This window comes from Prochlorococcus marinus str. MIT 1214 (assembly GCF_027359355.1).
In the GTDB taxonomy this organism is placed as follows: domain Bacteria; phylum Cyanobacteriota; class Cyanobacteriia; order PCC-6307; family Cyanobiaceae; genus Prochlorococcus_B; species Prochlorococcus_B marinus_F.
Map to the genome: position 1 here is coordinate 1341415 of NZ_CP114777.1, position 16099 is coordinate 1357513.

At 34.6% G+C, this 16099-nt stretch carries 14 protein-coding genes; 10 read left to right on the forward strand and 4 right to left on the reverse strand.

The window, feature by feature from the left end:
- The first annotated feature begins 19 nt into the window (after nt 1-19).
- Nucleotides 20-1477 (forward strand): amidophosphoribosyltransferase, encoded by a 1458-nt coding sequence (gene purF / locus O5639_RS07505; protein WP_269623927.1) that lies wholly within the window; start codon nt 20-22, stop codon nt 1475-1477.
- Here the strand turns inward: purF and O5639_RS07510 are convergent.
- From O5639_RS07510 to queG, 3 genes are all read right to left on the reverse strand, one after another.
- Complete coding sequence (locus O5639_RS07510) at nt 1474-3957, reverse strand: DNA gyrase/topoisomerase IV subunit A (RefSeq protein WP_269623928.1); 2484 nt, start codon at nt 3955-3957, stop codon at nt 1474-1476. The two genes, purF and O5639_RS07510, sit on opposite strands and share 4 nt — an antisense overlap.
- 83 nt (nt 3958-4040) lie before the next feature.
- The gene (locus tag O5639_RS07515; RefSeq protein WP_269623929.1) at nt 4041-4913 is read right to left on the reverse strand and encodes a tetratricopeptide repeat protein; all 873 of its coding nucleotides are present in this window, start codon (nt 4911-4913) and stop codon (nt 4041-4043) included.
- A 2-nt stretch (nt 4914-4915) separates the two neighbouring features.
- Nucleotides 4916-5860: a tRNA epoxyqueuosine(34) reductase QueG gene (gene queG, locus O5639_RS07520; RefSeq protein WP_269623930.1), complete on the reverse strand. Its 945-nt coding sequence runs from the start codon at nt 5858-5860 to the stop codon at nt 4916-4918.
- A 182-nt stretch (nt 5861-6042) separates the two neighbouring features.
- Between queG and O5639_RS07525 the strand changes: the two genes are divergently transcribed.
- The 6 genes from O5639_RS07525 to O5639_RS07550 all read left to right on the forward strand — a co-directional run bounded on the left by O5639_RS07525 (nt 6043) and on the right by O5639_RS07550 (nt 12467).
- Nucleotides 6043-6768: a DUF502 domain-containing protein gene (locus O5639_RS07525; protein WP_269623931.1), complete on the forward strand. Its 726-nt coding sequence runs from the start codon at nt 6043-6045 to the stop codon at nt 6766-6768.
- Between the two features lie 20 nt (nt 6769-6788).
- Nucleotides 6789-7409, forward strand: coding sequence for a transcription antitermination factor NusB (gene nusB / locus O5639_RS07530; RefSeq protein ID WP_269623932.1), 621 nt, complete (start codon nt 6789-6791; stop codon nt 7407-7409).
- Nucleotides 7410-7411: 2 nt separating this feature from the next.
- Nucleotides 7412-8695, forward strand: a complete 1284-nt coding sequence (gene ftsY / locus O5639_RS07535; RefSeq protein WP_269623933.1) for a signal recognition particle-docking protein FtsY — start codon at nt 7412-7414, stop codon at nt 8693-8695.
- Nucleotides 8696-8754: 59 nt separating this feature from the next.
- Nucleotides 8755-10155 carry a PP2C family protein-serine/threonine phosphatase gene (locus tag O5639_RS07540; protein WP_269623934.1) on the forward strand — a complete coding sequence of 467 codons (1401 nt, stop codon included), beginning with the start codon at nt 8755-8757 and terminating at the stop codon, nt 10153-10155.
- Between the two features lie 49 nt (nt 10156-10204).
- Nucleotides 10205-11596, forward strand: a complete 1392-nt coding sequence (argH, locus tag O5639_RS07545; protein WP_269623935.1) for an argininosuccinate lyase — start codon at nt 10205-10207, stop codon at nt 11594-11596.
- Nucleotides 11597-11723: 127 nt separating this feature from the next.
- Complete coding sequence (locus O5639_RS07550; RefSeq protein ID WP_269625535.1) at nt 11724-12467, forward strand: RNA recognition motif domain-containing protein; 744 nt, start codon at nt 11724-11726, stop codon at nt 12465-12467.
- A gap of 18 nt (nt 12468-12485) precedes the next feature.
- On the opposite strand, the gene dusA is transcribed toward O5639_RS07550, so the two are convergent.
- Nucleotides 12486-13493, reverse strand: a complete 1008-nt coding sequence (gene dusA, locus O5639_RS07555; RefSeq protein WP_269623936.1) for a tRNA dihydrouridine(20/20a) synthase DusA — start codon at nt 13491-13493, stop codon at nt 12486-12488.
- Nucleotides 13494-13583: 90 nt separating this feature from the next.
- Here dusA and msrB point away from each other — a divergent pair, with 90 nt between their 5' ends.
- The 3 genes from msrB to dnaJ all read left to right on the forward strand — a co-directional run bounded on the left by msrB (nt 13584) and on the right by dnaJ (nt 16099).
- Nucleotides 13584-14051 (forward strand): peptide-methionine (R)-S-oxide reductase MsrB, encoded by a 468-nt coding sequence (gene msrB, locus O5639_RS07560; protein WP_269623937.1) that lies wholly within the window; start codon nt 13584-13586, stop codon nt 14049-14051.
- Nucleotides 14052-14144: 93 nt separating this feature from the next.
- The gene (gene grpE / locus O5639_RS07565; protein ID WP_269623938.1) at nt 14145-14924 is read left to right on the forward strand and encodes a nucleotide exchange factor GrpE; all 780 of its coding nucleotides are present in this window, start codon (nt 14145-14147) and stop codon (nt 14922-14924) included.
- 44 nt (nt 14925-14968) lie between these two features.
- The gene (gene dnaJ, locus O5639_RS07570; protein WP_269623939.1) at nt 14969-16099 is read left to right on the forward strand and encodes a molecular chaperone DnaJ; all 1131 of its coding nucleotides are present in this window, start codon (nt 14969-14971) and stop codon (nt 16097-16099) included.

A 16099-nucleotide genomic window follows, 5' to 3' on the forward strand; every position in this document is an offset into this window, starting at 1 on the left:
TTAACCAAGGAATATAATTATGTGTGGAATTGTAGGTGTTGTTTCAACAGATCAATGTAATCAACAAATATACGATAGTTTATTGCTGCTACAGCATAGAGGTCAAGACTCTACTGGAATAGCAACAATGGATCGAAGTGTTTTTCATATCAATAAATCTAAAGGTCAAGTAAGAGAAGCTTATAGAACTAGAGATATGAGAGGTTTGATTGGAAAGGTTGGATTAGGACATGTTCGATATGCTACTAAAGGGGCTGCTCATCGAGAAGAGGAGGCGCAACCCTTTTATGTAAACGCACCTTATGGGATAATTCTTGTTCATAATGGCAATCTAACTAATACAAGAGAGTTAGAAAAAGAACTTTTTAAAGTAGATAGAAGGCATACAAATACGTCCAGCGATACTGAAATGCTATTAAATGTTTTAGCAACAGAGCTAAACAGTGCAATAAAAGATAAAGATATAGATCCAGATGATCTTTTTACAGCTGTACATAGGCTTCATGCAAGAGTAGAGGGTTCATATGCTTCTATTGCTCTAATTGCAGGTCATGGTCTTTTAGCTTTTAGAGATCCTTTTGGGATACGACCTTTAGTAATTGGTAAAAGACTAAAACAAAATAACAAACCAGAATGGGTGATCGCTAGTGAATCATTAGTAATTGAAAATAATGATTATCAAATTGTCAGAGATGTTAAACCAGGAGAGGCGATTTTTATTACCTCTGAGGGCGAGTTTTTTTCTAAACAATGTTCAAACCATCCTCAATTATTTCCTTGTTCATTTGAATATGTTTATCTAGCGAGACCTGACTCAATAATGAATGGTATTTCTGTTTATGAGTCAAGATTAAGAATGGGAGATTTGTTAGCAGAAACTATCAAAAAACAAATTTCACTTGGTGATGTTGATGTAGTAATGCCAATACCTGACTCCTCTAGACCTGCTGCAATGCAAGTAGCAAGACAGCTAGGAATTGAATATAGGGAGGGCTTTTTTAAGAATCGTTATGTTGGTAGAACATTTATAATGCCTGGTCAATCCTTAAGAAAACGATCTGTTCGGCAGAAGTTAAATGCAATGAGTACTGAATTTAAAAATAAAAATGTTTTGATAGTTGATGACTCTGTTGTTAGAGGAACAACATCTCAACAAATAGTTCAAATGGCAAGAAGTGCAGGTGCTAATAAAGTTACTTTTACATCTGCTGCCCCACCAATTAGATATCCACATGTTTATGGAATTAATATGCCAAGTAGAAATGAATTGATTGCTTATAACAGAGATATCAATCAAATAGAAGATAATTTATTGATTGATAAAATGATTTATCAAGAAGTAGACGATCTTACTAAAGCTATCATTAATGATTCTCATATTAAAGAATTAGATTTATCTTGTTTTACAGGAAAATATGTTACGGGAACTGTTACTGATGAATATTTAAATTGGGTTGAAAAAACCTCTTTATCTTAAGCTCTCTCTGGTATTATCATCGAAAAAGTAGATTTTATAAATTCATTATCATCTAAATCTAAATTTAATTTTTTTTCTTTTTTGTATAAACTATTATCAATTTGATTTTTATCTAATTTTTCATATCTATCTTTATTAGTTTTAATATAAACGTATTTATTATTTATAAAACAAGCAATTACTCTATCATTAATTTTTTTATTATCTTTAAAATTGATTCCCATTGTTCCCAACGCTCCTTTCTGAGATGTTTTTATATCTTTGGAATTATGTTTTATGAAAGATCCTTTATTAGTTATTAAAATCAGGTCTTTAATTTGTTGTTCTTGAATATTTATAGCTTCAATTATATTTTCGCCTGGGAATAGTTTAATTATATTTGTTCCTTGAGCTAATTTGCCCATACATGGGAAAAATTTTTCAGTTATTTTTGTTTTGATAATTCTGCCAATATCACTTATTAAATATATATAGCTATTTTCTTTACAAAGAAGACAAGATTTAAGTTTAATATTATCTTTTAATTTTAAAACTGTTGTTGATCTATTAGAAATATCGGTAATTTCACTAAATGAAACTCTTTTAAATTTTCCATCACTACTAATTAATCCTAAACTTATATATTTTTTTTCTGGTAATGGAATAAGATTGATTATTTCATCATTTTCTAAACCTGCTGGTAAAAACTGTTCTAAAGGACCAGGTTTTTGTCCGGCGAATTCCCATTTAAGTAATCCTATTTTACCTAATTGACTTACAGCTAAGATCTTTGGTTCATTTTTAATAGGCCATATTAGCTTTGAAGGTAAAATATCCTTTCTTTCATGATTACTTTCTTTTAATTTTAATTTTTTTATTGTTATTGATGGTATTATTTTTATTTCATTATTTGATTGAACAATAATTTCAGAGTCTTTTGGTAACTCTTTTATAGCATTTATTCTTTGAAGTTCTTTATTTGGTCTTTGATTTGCAAGTCGTTCTGCAATAAGTGCATCTCCACCTTCTATTAACTTTGTTTTTCGAGTACCTCCAAATCTTTTTTTAAGTTCTTTTAATTCCTTAATCATGACTTTTAATAATTTTTCTCTATCGTTAATAATTGATTCAAGATCATCTCTTTTATTTTTTAAATCTTGTATTTCTCTTTTTAATGAATTTTTTTCAAGACTTGTAATTTTTTTTAAAGGCATTCCTAAGATTCCATCAGCTTGTCTTTCATTTATATTTAATTTATTAATTAAATTATTTTTAGCTTCAGCTGTATCTTTTGATTGTTCAATTAAATCTATTATTTCTCTAAGATTATTTATAGCTTGGATTAGAGCTTCAACTATTTCTTGTCTATTTTTAATATTTTTCAATAGATAATTACTTCTTAGTAAAATAGTATTTTCTCGAAATTCAATGAAATTTTCTAATAATTTTCGCAATGTAAGTTGTACGGGTTGACCATCAACTAATGCAAGTAAAATAGCACCGAAATTATTTTGCAGAGACGTTTTTTGATATAAAAAATCTAGAATTTTTTTTGGATCTGAATCTCTTTTTATTTCTACAAGAATTCTCATTCCATCCCTATCACTTTCATCTCTAATATCAGCTATTCCATTAATTTTTCCATTATTTACTAAGTCAGCTAATTTTTCTATCCAATTAGCTTTGTTTAGTTGATATGGCAATTCGGTAATAATAATTCCACTTCTTTTATGCTTACCTTTGCCTGGGTTAATTTCCTCAATATGAGCTATTCCTCTCATCGTGATACTTCCTCTTCCTTTTGTGTAAGTTTCTTTTATTCCATTACTTATTAGTATTTCTCCGCCTGTTGGAAAGTCGGGTCCAGGGATGAGTTCTAATAATTTTTCTTCGCTTAAGGAGGGTTTTTTTATAATTGATATTAGAGCTTCCACTACTTCGTTCAAATTATGAGGAGGAATACTAGTTGCCATTCCAACAGCTATTCCAGCACTTCCATTTAAAAGAAGGAAAGGTAGTTGAGCTGGCAAAACATCTGGCTCTTGCTGAGAGCCGTCAAAATTTGGGGAAAAATCAACAGTTTCTTGATCTATTTCACTTAAAATTGCATCGTTAGATATTGGTGCTAATCGAGTTTCTGTATATCTCATTGCAGCTGGTGGATCGTCATCAATTGATCCAAAGTTTCCATGGCCATCAAGAATTGGATATCTTGAACTAAAAATTTGTACTTGTCTTACAAGCGCATCGTAAACAGCTTGATCTCCATGTGGATGATATTTACCAAGAACATCTCCCACAACACGAGCACATTTTCTGTAAGGTCTATCTGGCGTGAGCCCTAATTCGTGCATTGCAAAAAGAATTCTTCTTTGAACTGGCTTCAATCCATCTCTAGCGTCTGGCAATGCTCTTCCAACGATTACGCTCATTGCGTATTCGAGATAAGAACGCTGCATTTCTTGGTGCAACGATATAGGTTTCAGGCGTTCCTTGGCCATCTCTGAGTTTGTAAGAGGCCTAAATTTCTTTATTTAGGCTACTAACTAATCTGTTAAAAACCAGTTTTTTGTTAAACATTAATTTATTGACTTTTTTCTTTGGCTGTTTTAACTACTTTTTTCATTTCTTGCATTTGAAACAAAAGTTGTGCAGATTTTTGTAATTTCTTACCCCATAATTGCTGAGTTTGATATTCTTGTGAAACATATTTAGGATTAAATTCTAAAGCTTTTTTTGCTAAGATAAATGATTCATAAGATTTATTATCTGAGGCAAATAATGCTACTGCTAAAGCTAACATTGGCTCAGCATCATTGCTAATCTTTAATGCTGACTTAAATTTTAATATAGCTTCTTTTAAATCATTCAATTCATATAAAACAAGACCTTCATTATTAATTGATTGCCAAAAATTGGAATTAATTCTTGAGGATCTTTTAAACGCAATTAGGGCTGATTTATAATTATTTAACATTATTTCAGTATTACCTAATTGAAAATAACCTCTTTCATTTTTTTCATTAATTAATAAGCCTTTTTTTATAGCAAATTTAGCTTTTTGTGGTTCATTCAAGTCCATATATATAGAACCTTTTCTAAAATATATACTCTGTTCTTTTGGGTTTATTTGTATAGCTTTACTTAATGATGATATCGCTTGATACTTTTTATTTACTCTAAATTGAGCTTCTGCAAGACTTGTCCAAAGGTCATTTTCCTTAGGATTTAATTTAACTGCTAGTTTTAATAGTTTAATTGCTTCATGGTTTTGTCCAAATTGGATTAGTTGTATAGCTGTTTTCCCAATTTTTATGGATGTAGATTCTAATTCTTGTGTATTCGGCTCGTTAATTTTGGGAAAAAACGCATTTGAAGAACTAGTCGAAACACAAATTTCAAATAGAACTAAACACATTAGAAATTGATTAATTTTTGGAAAGTATTGTTTTTTCATTTTTATTGATTATCTGATATTGAATTTATATTTCTGCGCCACATCCATGGTTTAATTCGTTTTAATGCTGATTTGTTTAAATTCTCTTTCCATTTTGAATCACTCCAAGATAATGCATCTTTTTTATTTATGTTTAATATCCATTCAGATGGTTGAAGATCCGGTTCAGATGTGTTTGGGATGTTTTTTTGATTCCATGGACATACTTCTTGACATATATCACAACCAGCAATCCAGTTACCCATTTTATTGATTATATTTTCTGGTAATTCTCTGTCTCTGTTTTCTAACGTGTGATACGCCAAACATTTATTTGCGTTCACAACAAATGGTTCTTCTATTGCTTGCGTTGGGCATGCAACTATACATTGTTCACATTCACCACATATTGGTTTTGAGGGTTCGTCAGCCTCCAATTTCTCAGTAGATAAAAGATGACCTATAAACATCCATGACCCAATTTTAGAGTTAATTATATTGCTATGTTTTCCTATCCATCCAATTCCAGCTTCTTCGGCCCAAGCTTTATCTAAAAATGGGCTTGTATCGATACATATTTTCCATTTAGAGGTAGGTCTTTCCCTTTCTAAAAATAGTGCAATTCTTTTTAATTTTTTTGCGATTATCTTATGATAATCCTTTCCCCAACCATATCGTGCAATTGATATGTCTTTAGGAGCTCTGTCGGTATCTACGTAGTAATTAAGTCCAACAGCAAGAATACTTTGTACACCTTCGAGCATGTTTTCAATATTTTTTCTTTTTGGGTTTTTCATCCATTCCATTTTTCCTTGATGTCCAGCTTGAAGCCATCTTTCTAAAGCAGCGGTTCGAAGACTGATTCTTGAAGATCCTGGAACTTTTGCAATCCCTACTGCGTCAAAGCCTTCTTTAAAAGCTTCTTCTTTAATTTTTTTTGTGAGAGTAATCGATTCCTTTAAGTTCACAAGCAGCTTTTCATGAAAAATTTTTTCCTTTACTTAAAAGGTTCAATAGTCAATTCCATCTTTATTTGGCCCTTCAAAGTCTTTCTATTAATGTTTTATTACTATTAATAGCTTAAATTATTTAAATAAAGCACTGATTTTGGTTAGATTGTATATATATACATTTTTCGGACTCTCTTTATTTGGTGCAGTCCTCTCCAAAGGAAGACCTGACTCTTGGCTCAAGGCTTCAGCAGGATCTTAAAAATGACCTTATAGCTGGTCTGTTGGTGGTTATTCCACTAGCTACCACTATTTGGTTGTCTACAATTGTCAGCCGCTTTGTTCTGGCAATATTAACTTCGATACCAAAACAATTAAATCCTTTTATTACTCTTAATCCACTATTGCAAGATCTTATTAATCTTGCGCTTGGTTTAACCGTTCCACTCCTAGGTATTTTATTGATAGGTCTTATGGCCAGAAACTTTGTAGGGAGATGGTTGCTTGAGTTTGGGGAAGGAACACTTTCTCGTATACCGCTTGCGGGATCTGTTTATAAAACTCTTAAACAACTTTTAGAAACTTTCCTCAGAGATAACTCAACAAGATTTCGTAGAGTTGTGCTAGTTGAATATCCTCGTGAAGGTTTATTCAGTGTAGGTTTTGTTACTGGTATTGTTGGACCATCTCTGCAAACTGAACCAGATAAACCTCTATTAAGTGTTTTTATACCTACAGCACCAAATCCTACAACAGGTTGGTATACCTTAGTACCAGAGGGCTCTGTTAAGGATTTAGATATATCTGTTGAAGATGCATTTAGAACAATTATTTCTGCTGGAATCGTAAATCCTGATGATAGAAATAATTCTACAAATACTTCTTTTTCTAGTTTATTTTCTCAGTTAAGAGCTTCATCCTCGTAGAGTATTTTTGTGTCATAGTTATGCAATTAAAATCAGTTTCCAGAGAATTAGCTCTTTTACTTTTAGGACAAATTAATAAAAAAGATATTAATAAAATTAATTTCGAAAGTTTACTCAGTAAAGCGATTGAATCTTTAACCCAACATTGGAGAGAACAATTAGATTGTTGCGCTTCAAAATTAGAAAAAGCAAATCAGGAATTATTGGATAGCGAATTGCAAGAAGATGCTGGATATTTGAAAAAATCACGCAATTACTTAAGAACTTGTTTGATTGATTCAGAAAATATTCTTAACAGTTTATCTGAAAGTATTGAATTGCCAAGATTATTAGCATTAGTTGACCAAAAGCAAATACGTGATTTAGCTCTGCAACGTGTTAATTTAGTCATTGAAAAGCAAGATGAGATCGATAATAAATTGGATAACGTTATGGAGGGTTGGCGATTAAATAGATTACCTAGAATTGATAGAGATATTTTGAGATTGGCATTGGTTGATTTACTCGACTTTAATACTCCTACTGCTGTTACTTGTAATGAAGCAGTAAATTTGGCTAATCGTTATAGCGATGAGCAAGGACGCAGAATGATTAATGGAGTTTTACGAAAACTTCAAAACTCTACCTTAAAATTCAATTAGAAATGAAAGACGATTTTTCTCAGGATCAAAATAATTCTGCTTATACGAATCAAAGTGATACTTATTTATCTGATGATGATTCTTTAGATTGGGCGAAACAAGCTTATTTGCAACTTAAGCAAAAGCAAAAAGATGAGAAAGATTTACGTAAAAAAGAAATTAAAGAAAACGAAATATTGAATGATAAAAATGAAGATTCTATATTAAGCATTTCAGTTGACAATAAATTACAAACTATTCATGAATCAAACGAAGACGATGAACCTCAACTTGGTAATTTTGATGATACTTTTACATGGTCAGCTGAGATTTTAGCTGCACAAGGTAAAAAAATTGATCAATTTTCATTAGACGAAATTGACTGGCTCAGTAGGTTAAAACAAGGATTAGAAAAAACTCGTAAAGGTTTTGTTACTGATTTATTAGATAAATTAGGTGATGATCCACTTACGCCTGATGTTCTTGATGACTTAGAAACACTATTGCTGAGAGCAGATGCAGGAGTTTCTGCTACTGATCAAATTTTAAATTCATTAAGAACAAAGTTAAATGAGGAAGTTGTCGATGCTTCTGAGGGTCTGCGTTTTTTAAAAGAACAATTAGTCAACATTCTTGAAAAGCCAATAAAAGATAGTGGTGTTAAGCTACTTTCCCCAAAAAAAGGCTCTTTAAATATTTGGATGCTAGTAGGTGTTAATGGAGTTGGTAAGACAACGACTCTTGGGAAATTGGCTAGTGTTGCAAAAAGAAGTGGTTTTTCTGCAATCATTGCCGCTGCAGATACTTTTAGAGCTGCAGCTGTTCAACAAGTGAAGGTTTGGGGCAAGAGAACAGGGGTTGAAGTTATTGCTAACGAATCTAAGAATGCCGATCCAGCATCAGTAGTGTTTGATGCTATCGGTGCAAGTAAATCAAAAAATATAGATTTGTTGTTGGTTGATACTGCAGGAAGATTACAAACGAAAAATAATTTAATGGAAGAACTAAAAAAAATTAGAAAAATAATTGATAAACTTGCTCCTTCAGCAAACGTTGAATCGTTATTAGTTCTTGATTCTAGTCAAGGACAAAATGGTCTTAGGCAGGCTCTGGCTTTTGCTGATTCAGCTGAATTAACAGGAGTAATACTTACAAAACTTGATGGGTCTTCTAGAGGAGGTGTTGCTATGGCTGTTGCATCAGAAGCAAAACTTCCTGTTAGATTTATTGGGGCTGGGGAGCAAATTAGAGATTTAAGACCTTTTAACAGTTTTGAATTTATTGAGGCCCTATTAACTACTCGATGATTTTTTAGAAATTTTTTGTATATTTTGCTAAATTTTAATTGCTTGAATTGTGGAGATTAGTGAAAGAAAATTCTCCAATTTCCGAAGAGCAATATTTACATCCAAATAACTCTTTATCAAGTGCCGCTTCTAAGTCTCTAACAGATTTGATAAATAGTCTTTCTCAAGAGCAAATAGTTAATCAAGATTTATTGCTTTCATTAAGTTTTGCTTTGCGAAGTTTTACTAATGTACAGCGTTTCCTGGAACTTATTCCGCTTCTTGTCACTCAATTAGTTGGTGTGAAAGGATCATTGTTAATTCCTTTTCAAGATAATGGAAGTCTTTGGTGTGAACAATTGCAAATTCTTCCTGTTAATGAAGATCAGGAATTATTTAGAAAATTATTTCTTTTAGAGGAGGGTAAGAAAACGGGTTTTGGGATGCAGGAAAGGAATATTGCGATGTTAGATCGTATCGTTCAACGACATTTTGACTCAGCCAATGTAATTGCTACATCAATAGTTTCTCGAGGAAGACAGCGAGGTCGTTTGTATGCATTTGACAAAAAGGAAATTGTTTTTGGAAGTAATGTTCATCGAAAACATATTCAGATAGTTGCTGATCTCACTGGAATAGCTATAGAAAATGATGCCATGTTTCAAGTTATTCGGAATCATGAAAAAGTTGATAGGCAAATTAGTATTGGCGCTGAAATTCAATCACAATTATTACCTGATGAATGCCCAATAATTGAAGGAGTTGAATTAGCGGCTCGCTGTAGGCCCGCTTTTCAAGTAGGCGGTGATTATTACGATTTTATGCCGACTCGTCCAGACTTGACAGAAACCGCAAAAGCCAGTGGTCGTTGGGCCTTTGTTATTGGTGATGTTATGGGTAAAGGTGTTCCTGCTGGGTTGTTGATGACTATGTTGCGCGGAATGCTTAGAGCGGAGGTTCTAACTGGATTAGCTCCTGATTCTATTTTGCATGATTTGAATCAATTAGCTCTTGAAGATTTGACTCAATCACACCGCTTTGTAACTTTGTTTTATTCAGACTATGATGCGAGATCAAGAAAATTACGTTTTGCTAATGCAGCACATAATCCTCCTTTGCTTTGGCGCGCTCAGTCAAAATCAATCAATAGATTAGACTCACCTGGTTTATTGATAGGGCTTCAACCAGAAGCAGTGTATGGATGTGGAGAGATAGTTCTTGAACCTGGCGATGTTCTTCTTTACTACACCGACGGAGTTACTGAGGCACCTGGTATTTCAGGAGAACGTTTTGACGAAAATCGTTTAATAACTTTCTTGGATAAATTTTCTAAGGAAGGTTTAGGAGCTCAACAAATATTAAATAAACTTTTTGAGAGACTAGATGGTTTCGTTTCTGTCAATGAGCATCATCTTGAAGATGATGCTTCAATGGTAGTTTTAAAAGTGAGTGAAGAATCAACACTTCCTGAATTAACTTAGTAAAACTCCTGACAATTCATAAGACTCCTGCTTTATTTGTATTAGTAATGTGGAAAAAGCATTGAGCAAAACTTGGAGCGATAGGTTTGATAAAGGACTTAATCCTTTTATAGAAAAATTTAATGCTTCAATTGAGTTTGATATTTGTTTGTTAGAGGAAGATTTGGATGGATCAATTGCCCATGCACGTATGTTAGGAATTCAAGGGATTATTACTAAGGAAGAGGCTATTAAATTAGAAAATGGTCTCGAACAGATTAGGAAAGAGTCCTCTGATGGGTTGTTTAAGCCTTCTATTTCGGACGAAGACGTGCATTTTGCAGTAGAAAAAAAATTAATAGATTTAATAGGTCCCCTAGGTAAAAAACTTCATACCGGTCGAAGTCGTAATGATCAAGTTGGTACAGATCTGAGATTATGGCTAAGAAAGCGTATTGATGAAATTGATTTGGATTTGGAACGTTTACAGCGATCTCTTTTTTTATTGGCAGAGCAAAATCTTCATACGCTTATTCCTGGTTATACTCATTTACAAAGAGCACAACCTTTATCTTTAGCGCATCATTTATTGGCATATGTTGAGATGGCGCAAAGAGATAGAAATAGATTAAAAGATGTGAGAAAACGAGTTAATATTTCTCCTTTAGGAGCAGCTGCTTTAGCTGGAACTTCTATTGCGATAAATAGAAAGATTACTTCTTCAGAATTAGGCTTTCAAGATTTTTACTCTAATAGTTTAGATGCTGTAAGTGATAGGGATTTTGTCGTAGAATTTTTAGGAGCCTCAGCCCTAATTATGGCTCATTTAAGTAGATTATCCGAGGAAGTAATTTTATGGGCGTCTGAAGAATTTGCATTTATTCAGTTAACAGATCGATGTGCTACTGGAAGTAGCCTTATGCCTCAAAAAAAGAATCCTGATGTTCCAGAACTAGTTCGAGGTAAATCAGGGAGAGTATATGGACATTTACAAGCTATGTTAACGATGATCAAAGGGTTACCTTTGGCTTACAATAAGGATTTTCAAGAAGATAAAGAAGCAATCTTTGATAGTGTTAAAACAGTTAAGAATTCGTTAATTGCGACATCAATATTGTTTGAAGAAGGTTTGATTTTTAGAAAAGAAAAACTCAACCAAGCTGTTTCTTCTGATTTTTCAAATGCGACTGATGTTGCAGATTATTTAGTAGCCAAGGAGATACCATTTCGAGAGGCTTATCAATTAGTTGGGCTCATAGTTAAGACTTCTTTGCAAGAAGGGATTTTACTAAAAGATATTCCTTTGAAGAGATGGAAAACATTTCATGAATTTTTTGAAAAAGATATTTTTGAAAAGCTTTTGCCTTCAAGTGTTGTTGGGTCCCGCTTGAGTGCCGGTGGTACTGGATTTGCGAGAATTGAAGAACAGCTTATTTTGTGGCGAGAAAAATTATTTAAGTAAAAAAATTGTTTTCAATCGATTTGAGGGCTTTCGGTATTAAAGTAGTCAAAGATAACTCTTTTTAGAGTTATTAATTTTGGCTTTTCATAGCCTATTAGTTACATTTTATTTTCAGTCCAATTTTCAAGTGAGTATTTTTGTCGGCAACTTACCCTTCCGCGCTGAGCAGGAAGATGTCATTGAATTGTTTTCTCCCTTTGGGGAGGTGGCAAATTGTTCTTTACCTTTAGAACGAGATACAGGACGCAAAAGAGGTTTTGCTTTTGTTGAGATGGCTGATGAAGCAGTTGAAGCTTCTGCAATTGAATCTCTACAAGGTGCTGAGCTTATGGGTCGTCCTTTAAGAATCAACAAAGCTGAACCTAGAGGGAGTGCTCCCAGGAGGGGCGGCGGCGGCGGTTATGGCGGCGGCGGTCAAGGCGGCGGCTATGGCGGTGGCGGCTATGGCGGTGGCGGTTATGGCGGCGGCGGTCAAGGCGGTGGTTATGGCGGCGGCGGTTATGGCGGCGGCGGTCAAGGCGGTGGCTATGGCGGCGGCGGTCAAGGCGGTGGCTATGGCGGCGGCGGTCAAGGCGGTGGCTATGGCGGCGGCGGTCAAGGCGGCGGCTATGGCGGCGGCGGTTATGGCGGTGGCGGTCAAGGCGGTGGCTATGGCGGTGGCTATGGCGGCGGCGGTTATGGCGGTGGCGGTCAAGCTGATCAATCAGCTCAAGATAGACCTTCTGGAGCTAAAGGCTGGGAAGATCGTAGTCATGGCAACGCTTCTCAAGATGAAAATGGCTTTGACCAAGGTCGTAGTAGAAGAAGAAGAGGTGCTTCGCCTGAAGGGGGAGACGATTCTACTGCAGATTATGGTGGCGCAGAATCTTAAAGATTCTGTAGCTTGTTCTTAGTGCCCAGCATCTTCAAGTTGTTGGGCAATTTTTTTTAAAATTGAAATATCAGCGTCCTTCGTTTGAGATTTTTTACTTAACTCTTGCCTTAGAATTTTTGCATTAGGTATATTTTCAATCATATTTATGATGTGTTTGGAAATTTGCCAAAGACGTCCTTCATTTTTTAAATGTTTTTCAGCAAAAGGAATAACTTTTCTAATAATTTCTGATCTAGATAAATTTTCTTGTTGTTGTCCGTAAATCATTGAGTCTATTTGTCTCCAAGCGAATGGATGTGAGTATGCAGCTCTACCAACCATTGCTCCATCAAATACTTTCAGAGCGTTAATACAATCATCGATTGTATTAATTCCGCCGTTAAGTTCAATTATTAATTCAGGTCTATTATTTTTTAATTTTTCTACTCTTTCATATTGAAGAGGTGGAATTGTTCTATTTTCTTTTGGATTTAATCCATTTAGCCAAGCTTTTCTTGCATGAATTATGAATCTGTCTGCTCCTGCAATTGAACAACTATCAACAAATTGCATGAGGTAATTATCACTGTCGAGATAATCAATACCAAGTCTGTGTTTGACGGTTATTGGGATATTGCATGATTTTTTCATTTTCTCTAAGCAGTTGGCCACTGTCTTTGGTTCTCCCATAAGACAAGCTCCAAAATTGCCAGATTTTACTTTTGGACTTGGGCATCCAATATTTAAATTAATTTCGTCATATCCCCAATCTTCAGCCATTTGAGCCGCTTCACCTAAAAGATTTGGATTATCCCCTCCAAGTTGTATTGAAATTGGATGTTCAATCTCATCAAAATCTAATAATTTATTCCTGTTTTTGCTGTAATGAAGTGCTTGGGCCACAATCATTTCTGTATATAGAAGTGATTTTTTTGTGATGTGCCGCATGAGTACACGAAAATGCCTATCTGTGCAATCCATCATTGGAGCAATACTTAACCTGTAGTTAGCTATTTCATTTGTTTTTAAAGAATTGGAAATCATTTTTTATGAATTAATTTTTTTCAACTTTTTGGGAGGAAATTTTATTAAGATTTATCGAATCGAGAAATTTCTTTGAAACGTAGATTTTTTATGATTGGACTTTTGAATACACTTTTTGGTTTTACTATCAAACCAAAAAGCGCTTTTGCTGCATCTAAACCTATGGAAAACTATAAAACTTTAACCGATAAAGAATGGGAAAATCGTTTACCCAAAGACGCTTTTTACGTTTTACGTAAGGAGGGAACAGAGAGACCGTTTTCTAGTCCTTTAAATGATGAAAAAAGGAAAGGAGTTTTTTGTTGTGCAGGATGCGGGCTTGCTTTGTTTTCCTCAAAAACAAAGTTTGATAGTGGAACCGGCTGGCCAAGTTTTTTTGATCATTTACCGGATGCAATAGAGACAAAAACAGACTTCAAATTAATTGTCCCTAGAACTGAATATCATTGTCGAAGATGTGGTGGGCATCAAGGGCATGTTTTTAATGATGGTCCAAGGCCAACTGGTAAACGATATTGCAATAATGGTGTCGCTCTTGCGTTTGAAGTTGATTCGTAAATGATTTTCTTTTCTATTTAATAGGTGTGGGCTTCCGTAGCTTGTATAAAAAACCCTTTGCAATCAACATGGTCAAATAGCTGATCGAATTATATGAATTCAGACGTTTCCTCCTCCGAACATGAATTATCTCAAGATGGTGCATCACCAGATGATCCCAATGAAAATTCTGTAAGTTCGAATACAAGTAATGAATCACTTAATCAAGTTGAACTTTCTAATAATCCCGACGAAGAGTCTGAATTGAACAATGATTTAGTAGATACTGCAAACGAACAACCTTCAACTAGCTCTGATTCAAATATTAAAGGTCCAGATACTGAAGCAAGACTACAGCAATTAGAAAAAGAGCATGAAACTTTAAATAGTCAATATATGAGAATAGCTGCTGACTTTGACAACTTCCGAAAGCGTCAGACGCGTGATCAAGATGATTTAAAAATACAACTTACATGCACTACGCTTAGTGAAATACTTCCTGTTGTCGATAATTTTGAAAGAGCAAGACAGCAATTAAACCCTGAGGGCGAAGAAGCTCAAGCATTACATCGAAGTTACCAAGGACTTTACAAGCAATTAGTTGAAGTTCTTAAGCACCTAGGTGTTGCTCCAATGCGTGTCGTTGATCAGGCTTTTGATCCTTCTTTGCATGAAGCTGTTATGAGAGAGCCCAGTGATGACAAGCCTGAGGACATTGTGATTGAAGAATTACAAAGGGGCTATCACTTGAATGGTCGTGTTTTACGGCATGCTTTAGTCAAAGTTTCTATGGGACCAGGACCGAAAGCAGCTAATGAAGAAATTCCTGATCAGAGTGCTGCTAATCAAGAACAAAGTCCATCTTCAGAAGTCTTAACTAAAGATGAGAATTAACTACATGATGATCGAAACGGAATTGAATTTGTTTAAATGAACTAATGGCTGATTTTTACGATCTATTGGGTGTCAGCAGAGATGCTGATGCTGACACTTTAAAAAGAGCTTATAGACAGCAAGCTCGGAAATATCACCCTGACGTGAATAAGGAAGCAGGTGCAGAGGATAAGTTCAAAGAAATAGGTAAAGCATATGAAGTTTTAAGCGATTCTCAAAAGCGAGCACGTTACGACCAATTTGGAGAAGCTGGAATAGGTGGGGCTGCTGGTATGCCGGATATGGGAGATATGGGCGGTTTTGCAGATTTGTTTGAGACCTTTTTTAATGGCTTTGGTGGTGCTAGTTCACCTGGAGGTTCTCGTCCTCAAAGACGTGGACCGCAACAGGGAGACGATTTACGTTACGACCTAACGATTGATTTTGATAAAGCTATTTTTGGAGAAGAAAAAGAGATCACGGTTCCTCATTTAGAAACTTGTGATGTTTGCAGAGGGACTGGGGCTAAGAAAGGCACTGGTCCTGTTACTTGTCAAACATGTAGTGGTGCCGGTCAAGTAAGAAGAGCTACTCGTACACCTTTTGGAAGTTTTACCCAAGTGGCTGAATGTCCAACTTGTGGTGGTACTGGACAAGTGATTAAAGATCCTTGTAATACTTGTGGAGGGAAAGGGGTTAAACAAGTAAGAAAAAAATTAAAAATTAATATTCCTGCTGGAGTTGATAGTGGAACACGATTAAGAGTTTCAGGAGAGGGTAATGCTGGATTAAAGGGCGGTCCATCTGGAGATTTATATGTCTTCCTAAAAGTAAAAAATCATCCTACTTTAAAGAGAGATGGATTGAAAATTTTATCTGAGGTTAATATTAGTTACCTTCAGGCAATTTTAGGAGATACTATTGAAATAGATACTGTAGATGGCATTACTAAGTTACAAATTCCAGCAGGAACGCAACCTAACTCTATTTTGAATTTAGAAAGTAAAGGAGTGCCAAAACTAGGCAATCCTGTAGCTAGAGGTAACCATCAAGTTTCAGTAAAGATTAAATTACCTACAAAATTATCAGATTCTGAAAGAAATTTATTGGAAAAGTTAGCTGGACATTACTCTGCACGTGGACCTCAATATCATTACCATAAAAGTGGCTTATTTAGTAAGCTATTTGGCAAATAA